Here is a 15,033-nt window from a genome sequence, read left to right as displayed (position 1 = left end):
CGTGCGGGCGCCGTCGGAATTGCTAGCTCAGGTCCCAGACGGGGACCGTCGACCCGGCCTTCAGTTCGGTGATGTCCTCGCCGATCTCCAACAGACAGTTCGCCGAGGCGAGCCAGCGCAGATGATGCGAGGCAGGGGGACCATAGCTGCTCACCGACTCCCCGGTCAGCACACCCCGCCGGAACTGCCGTTTTCCGCGCGGCGACGTCAAATCCTCGGTCAGCTGTGCGGTCCGCCGCGGCCGGTCCGGTTCGGTGTGGCACATCGCGGCGCGCAGCGGCGAGCGGACGAACACCTCGAATGAGACCAGCGCGCTGACCGGATTGCCGGGCAGCGTGATGATCGGAATTCCGTTGACGGTCCCCGCCCCCTGCGGCATACCGGGTTGCATCGCCACCTTCACGAACTCCACCTGATCCGACAGTGAGTCCTTGACGACCTCATACGCGCCTGCACTGACACCGCCGGTGGTGATGATCAGATCCGCATCCCCGGCGTGCTCGGCAAGCGCGGCCCGGAAGGCGTCGACATCGTCGGCGGACATCGGGGCGATCGTCGCCTGGGCGCCGGCGTCGCGGACCGCCGCGGCCAGCATCACCGCATTCGACTCATAGATCTGCCCCGGCTGCAGCTCGGTGCCCGGGGCCACGAGCTCGGTGCCGGTGGACATCACCATGACGCGCTGCGGCGGCACCACGGGCAACGTCGCCAGGCCCAGCGCCGCGGCCAACCCGAGGGCGGCCGGGCTGACCACCTGACCGGCACGCAGCACCGTGGTGCCGGCGGTGACATCCTCACCGGCGCGGCGCACGTGCTGGCCCGGGCGGGCGGCGGCACGGATGGTGACCGTGTCCGTCGCCCCGTCGGTGGCCTCGACCGGGACGACCGCGGTGGCTCCGGACGGCAGGGGAGCCCCGGTCATGATTCGGTGCGCGGTGCCCGGCTGCAGCGTCAGCGGGTCGGTGCGGCCGGCCGGGATGTCCTCGGCGACCGGCAGTCGCACCGGCGCATCGTCGGTGGCACCGGCGACGTCGTCGGCGACCACGGCGTACCCGTCCATCGCCGAGTTGTCGAAGCCGGGCAGGGACAACGGGGCGACCACGTCGGCGGCCAGCATGAGTCCGAGCGTGCCGTTCAACGGAAGAGCTTGTGGTGTACGGGCTTTGATCAGCCCGGCGACCACTTTCTGGTGTTCTTCGACGCTACGCATCATCACACCGGGAAGCTGACGCCGGTGAGCTCTTCGGACACCGTCCAGAGCCGGCGCTGCAGCTCCTCGTCATGCGACTGCTTGCTGGAGCTCACGAGCTTGGGGTAGCCGCGCACCTCCCGGAAGCCGTCGGGTCCGTAGTACTGGCCGCCGTGCACGTCGGGGTCGGTGGCGGCCCGCAGCGTGGCAAGCGCACCCTTCTGTGCGCTGTTGACGAGCAGGCTGCCGAGTTGGTTGACGCCCGGCAGCCCGGCGCCGGGGATGTGGCGGGTGAGCTCGGTGGTCGAGACCCCAGGATGGGCGGCCACCGCGATCGTCGGCTCGTTCTTGGCGGCGAGACGACGCTGGAGCTCATAGGTGAACAACAGGTTCGACAGCTTGGACTGCCCGTACGCGGCGACCCGGTTGTAGCTGCGTTCCCACTGCAGGTCGTCGAAGTGGATGGCGGCCTGGATGCGGTGCGCGACACTGGCGACCGCGACGACGCGCGACCCGTCGACCGGCAGCAGATGGTCGAGCAGCAGTCCGGTCAGCGCGAAGGCGCCGAGATGGTTGGTGCCGAACTGCAGCTCGAAGCCATCGACCGTGGTCTGCTTGGGCGGGTACATGACTCCGGCGTTGTTGATCAGCAGATCGATCCGCGGATACGCGGCCTTGAGTTCGTCGGCCGCGGTACGGACCGAATCCAGCGAGCCTACATCGAGCTGCTGCAGCTTGAGATCAGCCTTCGGCACGGCGGCGGTGATCCGGTCGACGGCCTGACGGCCCTTGTCCAGATTGCGCACCGCGACGACGACATGCGCGCCCTTGGCGGCGAGCACGCGGGCGGTCTCATACCCCAGGCCGGTGTTGGAGCCGGTGACGATCGCGATCCGGCCGGACTGATCGGGGACATCGGCCTCGGTCCACTTGGAATTGGCGCTCATGTTTCGAACTCTACGGGGGCATCGCTGCGCCTCACACCGCTGCGATCAGGGATTCCGACGACTTCGTCCGCATGACGTGATCGGCATGGATCTGGCCCGCGATGAACCGGCCGTTGTCCGCGACTGCGGCCAGGCCGGTCCGGGCCAGCGAGTTACCGTCGGGCAGACCCGCGTAGTACAGGCCGGGCAGGGCGCCCAGGATGCCGCCCCGCTGAAGTGGTGCCCCGTTCTCGTCGAGCGCCTGGGCAGGCAGGATCCGATAGTCCGGGCGGAATCCGGTGCACCACACGATGGTTGAGATGCCGTGGCGGGCCAGGTCGAGTCGGGTGCCGAAACCCGTGATCGCATCGAGATTCACGGCGGGTGCTGTCGCAGCCGCGGGGGCGACGAAGCCGCGGTCGCGCAGCCCGGTGTCGATCTTGTTGATCACCTCTCGGAATGTGAGTGCGGATTCCTCGGCGACGTCGACGACGTTGTCTTCCAGCATCAGCTCGCTTCCCCGTGCCCCGCGCGCCGAACCGACCAGTACGACGCCCTTTTCGGCCAAGGTGCCGAGATTGAGTTCGGCGGTGCCAAGCCTGTTGCCGCACACCGGCAATCCGGGCAGCCGCGCGCTGTCACCGGCGCCTGCGGCGACGAAGTCGTCGTACAGCGAGAACACATGCATCCATTCATGGATGGTGCGGCCGCGATAGTGCCGGGGCCAGGCTCGGTGCCGCCCCACTGACAGGAAGACCCGTCGTCCGGCATCTATCAGTTCGTCGGCGATCTGCTGACCGCTGATGCCCGCGCCGACCACCAGCACCGCCCCGCCAGGAAGCGAACCAGGATTGCGGTAGTCCGACGAATGGGTTTGATGGATGGCCGAATCGACGTCACAGGACAGGATGGGCTTGCGTGGCTGGGCGTAGCCGCCGAGGGCTGCGACGAGGTTGCGCGATTCGACCGTCTCGCCGTCGTGCAGCCGGGTCCTGAACCGCATGTCGTCGTCGGATACGCCGAACCGGCCTTCGACGGCCTGTACCGGGGTGTGCTCACGGACCGTCAGATCGCGGTCCCGCACATAGCGCCGCAGATGGCCGGCCACCTGTGGGCCCGAGGGCAGGGCCAACGGGTCGTCGCCGTCGTAATCCCACCCGGGCAGCCGGATCGAGCGGTTGCCGCTCCCGACGAGCAGGCTGTCCCACCGTTCGTGCGCCCAGCGTTGGCCGACCTCGCCCTTCTCGAACACAATCGCCTCGTGCCCGAGTTCCTGGAGCGCCCCGGCCACGCCGCAGCCCTGCTGGCCAGCGCCGATGATGACGGTTTCGATATATCCGTTGCTCACGGGAGAGCCTTTCTTTTCACGCGGAGTTAGTTAGGGTTACCTAACAAGAGCACTTCAAGCGGGCTTTAGATCAAGGCCGGAAGGCGGGGGTGACATGAGTGACGACGGCTTCATCGGCATCGGTGCGGCCGCGCGGCAATTCGGTCTGGCCGAATCCGCCCTGCGGTACTGGGAGAAGCGCGGCCTGCTCCATCCGGCCCAGCGCCGCTCCAGCTGGCGGTTGTACGGCCCGGAGCAACTGCACCGGATCGGGCTGATCAAAATGTGGCGGGAGAGCGGCCTCATGAGTCTGGACGAGATCGAGGCAATCCTCACCGCGGGTGACCATGACTGGCGCGACGCCGTGCGCGACCGCCTCGGCGAGATCGAGCGGCAACAGGACCGGCTGGCGAAAGCCAAGGACCACCTTGAACACCTCTTGACCTGTCCCGACGACAACCCCGCCGAGGACTGTCCGTACCTGCGGAAGATGACGGCCGAGTACCCGGCTCGGTAATCCCGACGCTGGACGGCACCCCGGTGCCATAGCAGTCTGGGAGTCATGCGCAACCTGTTGGCTGTCCTGTTCGCCATGTTGCTGTGCTTGACCGGCTGTTCGTCGAACGAGACTGCCGCAGATCCGTTGTCCGCGTGGAACGACACATCGGCCAAGAACTCGATCACCGAGTTCGTCGAGCGGGTCAGCGCCGCCGACACCCCCGATTTCGTCGAACCGGCAGACCGCGTCGCGGTGTTCGACAACGACGGCACGTTGTGGGCCGAAGCGCCGCTGCCGTTCCAGGCGGCGTTCGTCATCGACGAGCTCAAACGCCGGGCGCCCCAGGAGCCCGCGCTGGCCGCCGACCCCATGGTGCAGGCCGCGCTCAAGGCAGATGTGGCGACGCTGCTCGCCGGTGACCGGCACGAAGGTCTGCTGCGCGTGCTGGCCCTCACCCACTCCGGGATGACCACCGACGAGTTCAACCAGCGGGTGACCGACTGGATGGCGACCGCACGCCACCCCCGCTTCGGCGAGCCTTACGACCAGCTGACCTATGAGCCACAGCAACAGCTCCTGAACTACCTGCGGGACAACGGGTTCCGCACCTTCATCGTTTCCGGTGGGGGCGCCGACTTCATGCGGGTGTTCTCGCAACGGGTCTACGGGATCCCGCCCGAGCAGGTGGTGGGCTCCACCGGCACCACCAGATACGAACTGCGGGACGGCAAGCCGGTGCTCGTCAAGACCATGGACTACGTGTTTGTCGACGACAAGGCCGGCAAGCCGTCGGGGATCCACGAGTTCATCGGCCGGCGCCCGATCCTGGCCGTCGGCAACAGCGACGGCGACCAGGCGATGCTGGAGTACACCACGATCGACAATCCGCGGCCCAGCCTCGGCGTGCTGATCCACCACACCGACGCCGAACGCGAGTACGCCTACGACGCCAACCCGCCGTCATCCGGAAAACTCGTCACCGCGCTGCAGGCGGCCGGGCCGAACGGCTGGACCGTCGTCGACATGAAGAACGACTGGAAGACGGTGTTCGCCCAATGAAATTGGTCGATCCGGCCCAGCCGCCCAGCCGCAAGGCGCCACTGGTGTGGGCGGTGGGCGCGGCGATCCCGTGGGCGGTGCTGGCAATGGCCCAGGTGATCTGGTTCGCACTCGACTCCCGGATGCCGTGGCTGCACGGGACCGCCGCGATCGTCACGGTGCTGGGGTCGGTGCTGTTCATCGTGGTGGTCCCGATGTGGCGCTACCGGGTACACCGCTGGGACATCAATGTCGAGTCCGGCACCCCGGCGGTGTACACCCGCACCGGGTGGCTGGTACAGGAGCGTCGCATCGCGCCGATCTCCCGGGTGCAGACCGTCGACACCTACCGGGGCCCGCTGGACCGGCTGTTCGGGCTGGCCAACGTGACGGTGACGACGGCCTCCTCGGCCGGGGCGGTGCGGATCGTGGCGCTCGATGACGACGTCGCCGAGCGGGTGGTGGCGCAGCTGACCGACATCGCCGCCATCGGTGAACAGGACGCCACGTGACGGCGCCGCCCGAGCCGGCCGTCCAACCGCCGTGGCAGCGGCTGAGCCCGCGCATGCTGCTGGTCCACCCCGTTCACGAAGTGCTGCAGCAGATTCCGCTGCTGATCGGGGCGGTGGTGCTGGGTTCGGCGACCGGCAACCAGGGATGGACGATCGCGGCGATCGCCCTGACCGTCGCTGTCGGCCTGGCCAGGTGGTTCACCACCAGCTACCGCATCGAACCGGACGAGGTGCAACTGCGCACCGGGCTGTTGCAGCGCAAGGTGCTGTCGGTGCCGCGCAACCGGATCCGGTCGGTATCCACCGATGCGCGGTTGCTGCACCGGCTGCTCGGGTTGACCGTGTTACGGATCAGCACCGGCCAGGAGGCCAAGGGCGACACGGAGTTTGCCCTCGATGCCGTCGAGGCGCAGCAGGTTCCGAGGCTGCGCGCGATCCTGCTGGCCGACGCCGTACCGGTGGTCGACGCGCCGGCCGGCCGGGAGCTGGCCCGTTGGCAGCCGTCCTGGTTGCGATACAGCCCGCTGAGTTTCACCGGCCTGGCCATGATCGCCGCCGCGTTCGGGGTGATCTACCAAGCCGGAGTGGGCCCCGCGCTGCGGGATTCAGAGCTGGCCCGGTCGGGCATCGCATTCGCCGAACGCCTCGGGGTCCTGGCCAGCGTGGTTCTCGGGGCGCTGGCGATTCTGGTCTTCTCGGTGCTGCTCTCGGTGCTGCGGTCATTGCTCACCTACGGGAATCTGGTGCTGCGCAAAGATTCCGACGTACTGCACCTGCAGCACGGACTGCTGCGGCTGCGTGAGCACACCTACGACATGCGCCGGATGCGCGGCGGCACCCTGCGTGAGCCACTGCTGGTCCGCGCGTTCGGTGGTGCCCGCCTGGACGCGGTGATGACCGGCGTCGGAGGAGAGGGGGAGGCCTCGCTCCTGCTGCCACCCTGCCCTTCCGCGACTGCCACGTCGGTGCTGGCCGAGTTGATCGACAGCCCCGGCGCCGTCGACGCACCACTGGTGTCCCACGGGCCGGCTGCGGTACGCCGGCGCTGGACCCGGGCCCTGACGCCGCCCGCCTTGCTGGGGGTGGTGCCGGCGGTGATCGGGGTGCCGGCATGGGTGTGGCTGCTGTGGGCACTGTGCGTCGGGGGTGCCTGCCTGCTGGCCGCCGACCGGGCGCGGTCCCTGGGCCACGTGGTGCGCGACGGCTGGTTGGTGGCCCGCACCGGCAGCCTGGAGCGGCGCCGCGACCACCTGGATGCCACCGGGATCATCGGGTGGACGGTGCGCCAGACGTTCTTTCAGCGCCGGGCCGGGGTGGCCACCCTGATCGCCGCGACGGCGGCGGGGGAGAAGCGCTATGCCGTGATCGACGTGCCGGCCGCGCAGGCGTGGTCGGTGGCGGTGGCCGCCTGCCCATGGGTGGCCGACAACCCCTGGGCAACCGGCCCGGCGGGCCCCGAGTTGCGCTGAAATCGCGGGCGTTTACTGTCGCTGCATGGCTATCGGTGGAGTGCTGTTCGACATCGATGGTGTGCTGGTGACGTCCTGGCAGCCCATCGAAGGTGCGGCCCAGACGTTGCGGATCCTGGCTGAACACGAGATCGCCCGGTCCTACCTGACCAACACCACCACCCGCACCCGTGCGCAGATCGCCGACCTGCTGACCGCGGCCGGGATGGAGGTCGCCGCCGACGAAGTGATCACCGCGGCCGCGCTGACCGCCGAGTACGTGCGCGACCGCTATCCGGGTGCGCGATGTTTCCTGGTCAACAGCGGGCAGATCGGTGAGGACATGCCCGGCGTCGACGTCGTGTACTCCGGCGACTTCACCGGACCCGCCGCACCCGAGACCCCCGACGTGGTCCTGCTCGGCGGGGCCGGGCCGGAGTACAACCACCTCACCCTCAGCTGGGTGTACGACTGGATGGCACAAGGGGTCCCGGTCGTGGCGATGCACCGCAGCACGGCGTGGACGACCACCGACGGGCTTCGGGTGGACACCGGCATGTACCTGGCCGGCATGGAGGAGACCTCGGGCCGCAAGGCCATCGCCGTCGGCAAGCCCGCCCCCGAAGGTTTTTTGGCCGCCGCGAACCGGCTGGGCGCCGACCCCGAAGAGATGTACATGATCGGCGACGACCTCAACAACGACGTGCTGGCCGCCCAGGTGGTGGGGATGGCCGGGGTGCTGGTGCGGACCGGGAAGTTCCGGCAGGCCACATTGGACCGCTGGGCCGCAGACGAATTCGCGATGCAACCCAACTACGTCATCGACTCGGTCGCCGACCTTACCGAACTGCTGGGCTTGTAGCCCGCCCGCCGCTACACCGTGTACCGGCGGTCGTACCCGGCCTGACGCTCGGCGATCTGCTGCGCGCGGTCGTAGTCCAACTGGTCGAGGTTGTAGTTGGGATCATCCGGATCGCTCACGATGCCCTCGACCTCCGAGACCTTCACCACCTGCGTCTCCACCCGCGGCATGTTCTCGGCATCAGGGTCCACACCCTGGAACCGCATCGAGATGGTGCCCTGGTTCAGCCCGCCGGTGGACACCCAGTTCGCCACGCCGGGATCGTTCTTGGACACCACGATCGTGTAGGAGCCGTCCGCATTCTTGATCGCCTGGCTGTTGTTCAGGCTGGTCTGCTCGTTGCGGGTGTCGTTGGTGATGGTCCAGTCGTTGGTCACCGGCACCACGAAATACTCGGCGTCACCCGGGTACACCGTGATGATCATCGCCTCGTCGTCCTTGAGCTGGAAGTAGCCGGCGCTCTGCAACTGTGTGGAGAGGAACTGCGCGTTGTGCTGCGGTTGAGACAGCGTGTTGGGCGTGCCGGTGGCGCCGGTGGCCACTGTCATGTAGGTGTTCTCGCCGCTGATTCCGGTGACCAGCATCAGCAGGGCGGTCTCGGTCGACGACAGCAGCAGCGGTGCCTTGTCGAACGCCGGGATGATCGACACCAGGTTCATCAACGCCGGGTTCTTGACCACGGTCTCGCCGATACCCGGGATGGCGAATCCACCGATCTGGCTGAACAAGCTGCTGGGCGGCCCGTCGGTCTTCTCGATCGTCAGCGTCATCGGTGTCTCGGTGTTCCAGTCCCCCAACGTGTTTCGGGTGGCCAGGATGGTCGAGTTGGCCGGTGCCTGGATGTAGTTCATGCCCTGCTCGGGGTTCTCCGGTGCCGCGTTCGGGCTCACCACGATGGTGAACGTCCCGTCGTCGCGGATGCTGAGTTGCTCACCATCGAGATTTTCGGCAGTGACACCGTTGATGCCCGTCAGCACACTGAAATTGGTGTTGGCAGAGGTGGGATGGGTGCTCGGGTCGGCCGGGTCGTAGCCCTCGATCTTCCCCTGGATCTCGTACGTCGAGGCGCCGTTGATGCCCGTGAATCGGTAGACGGTGTCGGGGTTGTCGTACCAGATCCGGGTGCCGCCGGCGTCCTGCCCATTCCAGCTGTGCGGCGGGTTGACCTGGAGCAGCAGCTTCGGATCGTTCGAATTCAGCAGCAGGAACTCCGTCGCCGACTGGTTGGCGAACTCGGTGGCGGCCTCGTTGAGCTGGGACAGATTCGTCCAGTCGGGGCCACCGACCGCCGAGAAGTTCTTCGCCGCCTCCACGTACCAGGCCGCCATCAGGACCAGCTTGGCCACCTGGACGATGGGGGTGTTGACGATCTCGCTGACCTGTTGTTCGGCCTCAAGCTGATCCTCGGTGGCCAAAATGCTGGTGCCCTCCTCGGTCACCTCCGAGGTGGTGACGGTGCTCTCGACCTGTTGAGTCTCGCGCGACCGGCCGAAGAGGTCGAACGACGAGGCCTGCTGACCGTCGCGGCGCGACCACCCGAGCAGCGCCGCCAGCCCGAGATCTTGGACCGGGTTCACCGGCGTTTCGGGGATGCGCGGTTTGAGCCGCTCAGTCACGTCCGCCGCCACGAGCTGAGGTATCACCTGCGCCGGGGTCGCCTGGACACGGGGCGCGAACGACGGAACCACCTTGTTCACAACATCATTGGTCACGGCCTTCGCGACGACCGTCAGTGTTTCCAAGGGCGCGGTGGCTTCGGCCTCCGGTTTGGTGTCCAGCACGGCCGGGCGCTTGCGGGGCGCATCGGCCGGTGCGCCGACGGCGCGGGATACCGCCTGCCGGACGCTGCCGATGGCGGACTCAACGGCCTCGCCGGCCGCGGCGCCCGGCTTGTCGTCGTTGCGGTTCTTGGCGGCCTTGCGGGCGGAAGATACTGTGGCCGACCGATGCTGCGCGGCCGTCGAGCCGCTCAGGGCGGACTCCACTTTGGCGGACACCTCGCCGAGGTGTTTGGCCAGCTTCTCGGGGCCGGAAGACGACGGCTTACGCGGGCCGCGCTTCGGGGTCGAGCTATCCGTTTTCGGACTGCTGGTTGTCCCTGAAGTGCTGCCGGACGAGTCTGAGCTACCGGTCCCGGTCGACGCGATCGCGGTGCCGTTGGCCATCGCCACGCCGATGCCCAGCGCGACCGCGAGTGTGCCCACCCGCCCGATGAAACGTGCCCCGCCAGCGGTAGCGGACGTCGTCGTCATTTCGCCTCCCCCCAACTGTTCTGGCTGTCACAGAACGCAATTGGCCGACTGTAACAAGTTCCAGTTCGGTCTCGGGCGAGTTTGGCGGACTCTGAATTTATTGCTGTGCGGGTCCTTCGTCAGGCCTTCAAATCCCGCACGGCTTCGATGCGGGCCTTCAACTGATCAGTGGTGGCGGCGGCCACCGGAGGGCCTCCGCAGATGCGTCGAAGCTCGTTGTGGATCCAGCCGTGCGGCTTTCCGGTGCGGTGATGGGCGATGGTCACCAACGCGTTGAGCTCACGCCGCAACTCCCGGATCTGACCGTGTGTGGTGCGCGGTGGTGGGGGACCGCCCGATGCTGCCGCCTCGGCCGTTCGCTTGGTGAGTTGCTCATCTTGCCTGCGGCGCAACAGGTCTCGCATCTGCTCGGCATCGAGCAGGCCCGGGATGCCGAGATAATCGGCCTCCTCGTCGCTGCCGGCCGGGGTGGCGGTGCCGAACGAGGCGCCGTCGAAGATGACCTGGTCCAGTTCGGCGTCCGCACCCAGGTACTCGAAGCCGTTCTCCAGCTCGCTCTTCTCGTCCTTACGCTTCTCGGCGGCTTCGAGCGCCTCGTCGTCGAGACCGTCGGACTCACGGTGCGGCTTGCCCAGCACGTGGTTGCGCTGCGCCTCCATCTCACTGGCCAGCAGCAACAGGTTCGGCACCGAGGGCAAGAAAATACTGGCGGTCTCGCCGGGCCGGCGTGACCGCACGAACCGGCCGATGGCCTGGGCGAAGAACAGTGGCGTCGACGCACTCGTCGCGTACACCCCGACGGACAGGCGCGGCACGTCCACGCCCTCGGACACCATGCGCACAGCGACCAGCCACCGGCTGGTTCCCGCCGAATACTGGCTGATCCGGTCCGAGGCGCTCGGGTCGTCGGAGAGCACCACGGTGGGCACCTCACCGGTGATCTTGGTGAGCAGGTCGGCGTAGGCGCGGGCCGTGGTCTGGTTGGTCGCGATGATCATGCCGCCCGCATCGGGCACATGCTGACGCTTCTGCTGCAGCCGCTTGTCGGCGGCCGCGATGACCGCGGGCATCCACTCACCGGTCGGGTTCAGCGCGGTCCGCCAGGCACGTGCGGTCTGCTCGGCCGTCAGCGGTTCGCCCAGCCGGGCCGCGTGCTCCTCGCCGGCACTGTCACGCCAGCGTGCCTCACCCGAATAGGCCAGGAACACCACCGGCCGCACCACACCGTCGGCCAGCGCATCGGAATAGCCGTACACGTGGTCGGCCTGGGAGCGTTGGAAGCCGCCCTCATCGGGTTCGTAGTTGACGAACGGGATCGGGCTGTCGTCGCTGCGGAACGGGGTACCCGTGAGGGCCAGCCGCCGCGTCGCATCGTCGAAGGCTTCGCGCATCGCGTCGCCCCAGCTCTTCGAGTCACCGCCGTGGTGGATCTCGTCGAAGATGACCAAGGTCTTGTGGTTCTCGGTGCGCACCCGGTGCCTGGTGGGGTGGCTGGCCACCTGCGCGTAGGTGACGACGACACCGTGGTATTCGGCCGAGGTCTGCGAGTTCGAGTTGCTGAATTTCGGATCGAGCGAAATGCCGTTCCGTGCCGCTGACTGCGCCCACTGGATCTTGAGGTGCTCGGTGGGCACCACCACGGTGATCGCATCGACCGTGCGGTCGTTGAGTAGCTCCGCCGCGATCCGCAGCGCAAACGTAGTCTTACCTGCGCCAGGCGTGGCGACCGCGAGGTAATCCCGCGGTTTGGCCGTCAAATACTTCACCAGCGCCTTGCGCTGCCAGCCCCGCAGTGCCTGGGTGCTGGGCGCTGCATCAGCCCGCACCCGAGGACTCCTCTCAGTCGGAAAGCAGTCTAGGCCAGTGCGTTACGTCGGCGCATATCCGCAGGAGCCCGCCGGGCGTGTCGCTCATCGAGCTGGTTGTCTGCTGCCGGTCCGGTGCGTTCGCTCACCCCGGGTGTGCCGAGCCCACGTCGCGAACCCGGCTGAGATGGAGCAAACGCTCAGCAGCGTTCGTACTCGCGGGTCAGTTCGGTTTCGAGTACGGACGCCACGTGCGCCTTCTCATGCTGAAAGCAGCCGCCGATCGTGATCTCCACCCACTGGTGGCCGCCCTTGAGGATCAGATCGACAGGCCGGCCGAGCCCGACCAAAACGGCAGCGACGGACCTGGCGATGTCGGCGTCCCAGGGTTTGGTGTTGGGCTTCATGCTGATCTCGATGCTGGAGACCGGTCGGTCGGTGGTCGGGTCGGTGCCGAATTTGCCGATCACCAGATGCGGACCGGCCAGTCGGACAATCTCGGTCCACGCCTGCGAAGTGGCAGCGTCGGGAATCACGCCGTACGAGGTGTAGGTGCTGGTCGACTCGAACGACTTTGTCTTGGGCACCTGCAGGAGCCACTGCGCATCGCCGAGCTCGGGATGATGACGCAGCAGCTCGTCCGCCGAGCGGGTATCGACGGGTTGGCGCAGCGTCACGATGGGCGGGTGATCGGCCCCCATCGCGACGCGTTCGACCACAGGCGAGGACATCACGCCGAACCACTGCGCCACCACCTCGGTACCTGTGCCGGACAGCGGACGCAGTGTCACGTCGCCCTTGTCGCTGCCGATCTTCAGCTCGACGTAGTGGGCGTCGAACTCGACACCGCGCGCGGCCGATTCGAATGTGTGGACCACATCTTGGGCTTGTTCGGTGGTGGCCGCGGCATCAAGCTCGACGTCGAGGTCGAAGAACTCGCCGTGGGTGAAGTCGTTCTTGTAGTCGACCTCGACGGTGGCGACGCCGGGCAGCGCGCGGACCTTTGCCCCGATCGACCGGGCTTCACTGTCCCGGTCGTCCACGCACCCCGCGAGCACCATGGAGGCCAGCGCGGCGTAGGCAAGTATCAGCGAGCGGCGCACGGTCAGAGGAAGTAGTTGTCGTTCTTGATGAACCACTCGGCGCGTTCCTCGTCGCTGAGGTCGGCCAACTGGGCGAACCCTTCGAAAAAAGCCTCCCGTGGCGCGCCGGGAGCAAACAACATCAGCAGCGACGTCGGCGCATCGGCGTCATTGCGGAACCCGTGGATGCCACCCGGCGGGCTGATGTCGACGCGGTACAGGCCGTAATCGCCATCGGTCTGCTGCTGGTTGGCCAGGTAGTGGTACACCATCCTGCCCGAGTCATAGTCGGGCGGCTCGTCACCGCGTCTGAGCCGCGCGCTGACTTCGGGCTCGTCCTTCGTATAGCGGATCGGGGGATAAGGCGGCACATTCCTGGGATCCCAGAACGACACGACCGCCAGCCTAGCGGCGATGCGGTGGTTCGCGTCGAGATCGACACCAGGGTCGCTCCACGTGCGTCGGAACGGCCCTGGTGTCGAAATCGGCGGGCCGTCAGGCGCGCGAAGGCTGCAACGCCGGGAAGGTGACGCCCGTCAGTTCCTCGGACACTGCCCACAGCCGGCGCTGCAGCTCCAGGTCATGGGACTGGTCGCTGGACGGCACGACCTTGGGGTAGCCGCGGGTGGTGAGGTTCGGCCCGAAGTACTGCCCGCCGAGGGCACCTGGATCAGTAGCCGCTCGCAGCGTCGGCAGTGCGCCGGCCGCGGCGTCCTGGAACAGCGGCCGCAACAGCGGGACAGTCCGTTGCAGGACGCCGGGCAGGTGACGCATCAACTCGGTGTCCGAACCGCCCGGGTGTGCGGCTAGTGCGGTGGTGTTCTGGCCGATCAGGCGACGCTGCAGCTCGTAGGTGAACAGCAGGTTGGCCAACTTGGACTGGCCGTAGGCGCCCACCCGGCTGTAGCTGCGTTCCCACTGCAGGTCGTCGAAGTGGATCGCTGCGTTGATGCGGTGCCCGATGCTGCTGACGGTGACGACGCGCGACCCCGGGACGGGCAGCAGACGCTCGAGCAGCAGGCCGGTGAGTGCGAAATGGCCGAGATGATTGGTGCCGAACTGCAGCTCGAACCCGTCGACGGTGGTCTCTCTCGGCGGATACATGACGCCGGCGTTGTTGATAAGCAGGTCGATGCGATCGTGCTTGGCCTTGATCTCCTCGGCGGATTCACGCACCGACGCCAGCGAGCCGAGGTCGAGGCGCTGCAGTTCGAGATCGGCGTCCGGTACCGAGCGCGAGATCCACTCGGCGGCGGCCTCGCCCTTGTCGATGTTGCGGACGGCCAGGACGACGTGGGCGCCCTTGGCGGCCAGGGCCTTTGCGGTTTCGAGCCCGAGGCCGGTGTTGGCCCCTGTGACGACGGCGGTTCGGCCGCTTTGGCCGGGAATGTCGGCGGTAGTCCACTTGGTCATGAGAGACTCCTAGTAGGGCTAAGCGGAGTGAGCACTCCGGTTGTGTACGAATATACGGAACGTGCGCCCCGCTTTGTCAATGGTTCGATGCTGAGTGGGTTGTGAGGTGATGACAGATGCGTGCGGATGCGGCGCGCAACCGTGCCCGGGTGCTCGAGGTCGCCTACGAAACGTTCGCGGCCGACGGACTGTCCGTGCCCATCGACGAGATCGCACGGCGGGCGGGCGTCGGGGCCGGGACCGTCTATCGGCATTTCCCCACCAAAGAGGCGTTGTTCCAGGCAGTGATCGCCGAACGGATCCGCGGCATCGTCGAAGAGGCGCGCGGCCTGCTCGAGGTGAATCCCGATGAAGGCCTCTTCGACTTCCTCCGGTCGATGGTTCTCCAGTGGGGTGCCGCGGACCGCGGACTCGTCGACGCGCTGGCCGGATCGGGCATCGACGTCAACACCGTGGTGCCCGAGGCCGAAGGCGAATACCTCTCTGTCCTCGGCGACCTACTGACCGCCGGGCAGAAGGCCGGCACGGTGCGCGGTGACGTCACCGTCGCGGAAGTGAAGGCACTGTTGGTCGGCTGCCAGGCCATGCAGGCCTACAACGACGACGTGGCCGAGCGCGTTACCTCGGTGGTGTTCGACGGGCTAAGGGTGGTGCCTACATAGGACAAAAGCAGGAGCCCC

14 protein-coding genes are annotated in these 15,033 nt (G+C 67.4%); 6 read left to right on the top strand and 8 right to left on the bottom strand.

Annotated features, from left to right (window positions below; all coding sequences use genetic code 11):
- Positions 1-22: 22 nt before the first annotated feature.
- From moeA to BN2156_RS16220, 3 genes are read right to left on the bottom strand one after another with little or no spacing between them, the layout of a single operon-like run.
- On the bottom strand, positions 23-1,210 hold the full coding sequence (gene moeA, locus BN2156_RS16230; RefSeq protein ID WP_090517418.1) for a molybdopterin molybdotransferase MoeA: 1,188 nt from the start codon (positions 1,208-1,210) through the stop codon (positions 23-25).
- Positions 1,211-1,212: 2 nt separating this feature from the next.
- The gene (locus BN2156_RS16225) at positions 1,213-2,136 is read right to left on the bottom strand and encodes an SDR family NAD(P)-dependent oxidoreductase (RefSeq protein ID WP_090516076.1); all 924 of its coding nucleotides are present in this window, start codon (positions 2,134-2,136) and stop codon (positions 1,213-1,215) included.
- 31 nt (positions 2,137-2,167) lie between these two features.
- Complete coding sequence (locus BN2156_RS16220; RefSeq protein WP_090516075.1) at positions 2,168-3,463, bottom strand: flavin-containing monooxygenase; 1,296 nt, start codon at positions 3,461-3,463, stop codon at positions 2,168-2,170.
- Positions 3,464-3,557: 94 nt separating this feature from the next.
- Between BN2156_RS16220 and BN2156_RS16215 the strand changes: the two genes are divergently transcribed.
- Genes BN2156_RS16215 through BN2156_RS16195 form a run of 5 tightly spaced genes read left to right on the top strand, consistent with a single transcriptional unit; the run spans position 3,558 to position 7,801 of the window.
- Positions 3,558-3,959, top strand: a complete 402-nt coding sequence (locus BN2156_RS16215) for a MerR family transcriptional regulator (RefSeq protein WP_090516074.1) — start codon at positions 3,558-3,560, stop codon at positions 3,957-3,959.
- 45 nt (positions 3,960-4,004) lie between these two features.
- Positions 4,005-5,000, top strand: coding sequence for an HAD family hydrolase (locus BN2156_RS16210; RefSeq protein ID WP_090516073.1), 996 nt, complete (start codon positions 4,005-4,007; stop codon positions 4,998-5,000).
- Positions 4,997-5,491 (top strand): PH domain-containing protein, encoded by a 495-nt coding sequence (locus BN2156_RS16205; RefSeq protein WP_090516072.1) that lies wholly within the window; start codon positions 4,997-4,999, stop codon positions 5,489-5,491. The genes BN2156_RS16210 and BN2156_RS16205 overlap by 4 nt, the downstream gene beginning before the upstream one ends.
- Positions 5,488-6,960, top strand: coding sequence for a PH domain-containing protein (locus tag BN2156_RS16200; protein ID WP_090516071.1), 1,473 nt, complete (start codon positions 5,488-5,490; stop codon positions 6,958-6,960). Before BN2156_RS16205 ends, BN2156_RS16200 begins: the two co-directional genes overlap by 4 nt.
- Before the next feature lie 25 nt (positions 6,961-6,985).
- Positions 6,986-7,801 carry an HAD-IIA family hydrolase gene (locus BN2156_RS16195; RefSeq protein WP_090516070.1) on the top strand — a complete coding sequence of 272 codons (816 nt, stop codon included), beginning with the start codon at positions 6,986-6,988 and terminating at the stop codon, positions 7,799-7,801.
- A gap of 11 nt (positions 7,802-7,812) precedes the next feature.
- Here BN2156_RS16195 and BN2156_RS16190 read toward each other — a convergent pair whose 3' ends face one another.
- The 5 genes from BN2156_RS16190 to BN2156_RS16170 form a co-directional block, all read right to left on the bottom strand.
- Entirely contained in the window at positions 7,813-10,053 is a 2,241-nt protein-coding gene (locus BN2156_RS16190) for a DUF1214 domain-containing protein (protein WP_090516069.1), read from the bottom strand.
- A gap of 119 nt (positions 10,054-10,172) precedes the next feature.
- Complete coding sequence (locus BN2156_RS16185) at positions 10,173-11,879, bottom strand: DEAD/DEAH box helicase (RefSeq protein WP_090516068.1); 1,707 nt, start codon at positions 11,877-11,879, stop codon at positions 10,173-10,175.
- Positions 11,880-12,058: 179 nt separating this feature from the next.
- Positions 12,059-12,961 (bottom strand): hypothetical protein, encoded by a 903-nt coding sequence (locus tag BN2156_RS16180; protein ID WP_090516067.1) that lies wholly within the window; start codon positions 12,959-12,961, stop codon positions 12,059-12,061.
- A 2-nt stretch (positions 12,962-12,963) separates the two neighbouring features.
- Positions 12,964-13,356 carry a cupin gene (locus BN2156_RS16175; protein ID WP_407661741.1) on the bottom strand — a complete coding sequence of 131 codons (393 nt, stop codon included), beginning with the start codon at positions 13,354-13,356 and terminating at the stop codon, positions 12,964-12,966.
- A 79-nt stretch (positions 13,357-13,435) separates the two neighbouring features.
- Positions 13,436-14,353 (bottom strand): SDR family NAD(P)-dependent oxidoreductase, encoded by a 918-nt coding sequence (locus BN2156_RS16170; protein WP_090516065.1) that lies wholly within the window; start codon positions 14,351-14,353, stop codon positions 13,436-13,438.
- 116 nt (positions 14,354-14,469) lie between these two features.
- On the opposite strand from BN2156_RS16170, the gene BN2156_RS16165 reads away from it, so the two are divergent.
- Positions 14,470-15,015 carry a TetR/AcrR family transcriptional regulator gene (locus BN2156_RS16165; RefSeq protein ID WP_090516064.1) on the top strand — a complete coding sequence of 182 codons (546 nt, stop codon included), beginning with the start codon at positions 14,470-14,472 and terminating at the stop codon, positions 15,013-15,015.
- The last annotated feature ends 18 nt before the right edge of the window (positions 15,016-15,033 follow it).

Source organism: Mycolicibacterium neworleansense, assembly GCF_001245615.1.
Taxonomy (GTDB): domain Bacteria; phylum Actinomycetota; class Actinomycetes; order Mycobacteriales; family Mycobacteriaceae; genus Mycobacterium; species Mycobacterium neworleansense.
The sequence above is the reverse complement of the archived record's forward strand: the minus strand, read 5'-3'. Positions and strand labels throughout refer to the sequence as shown.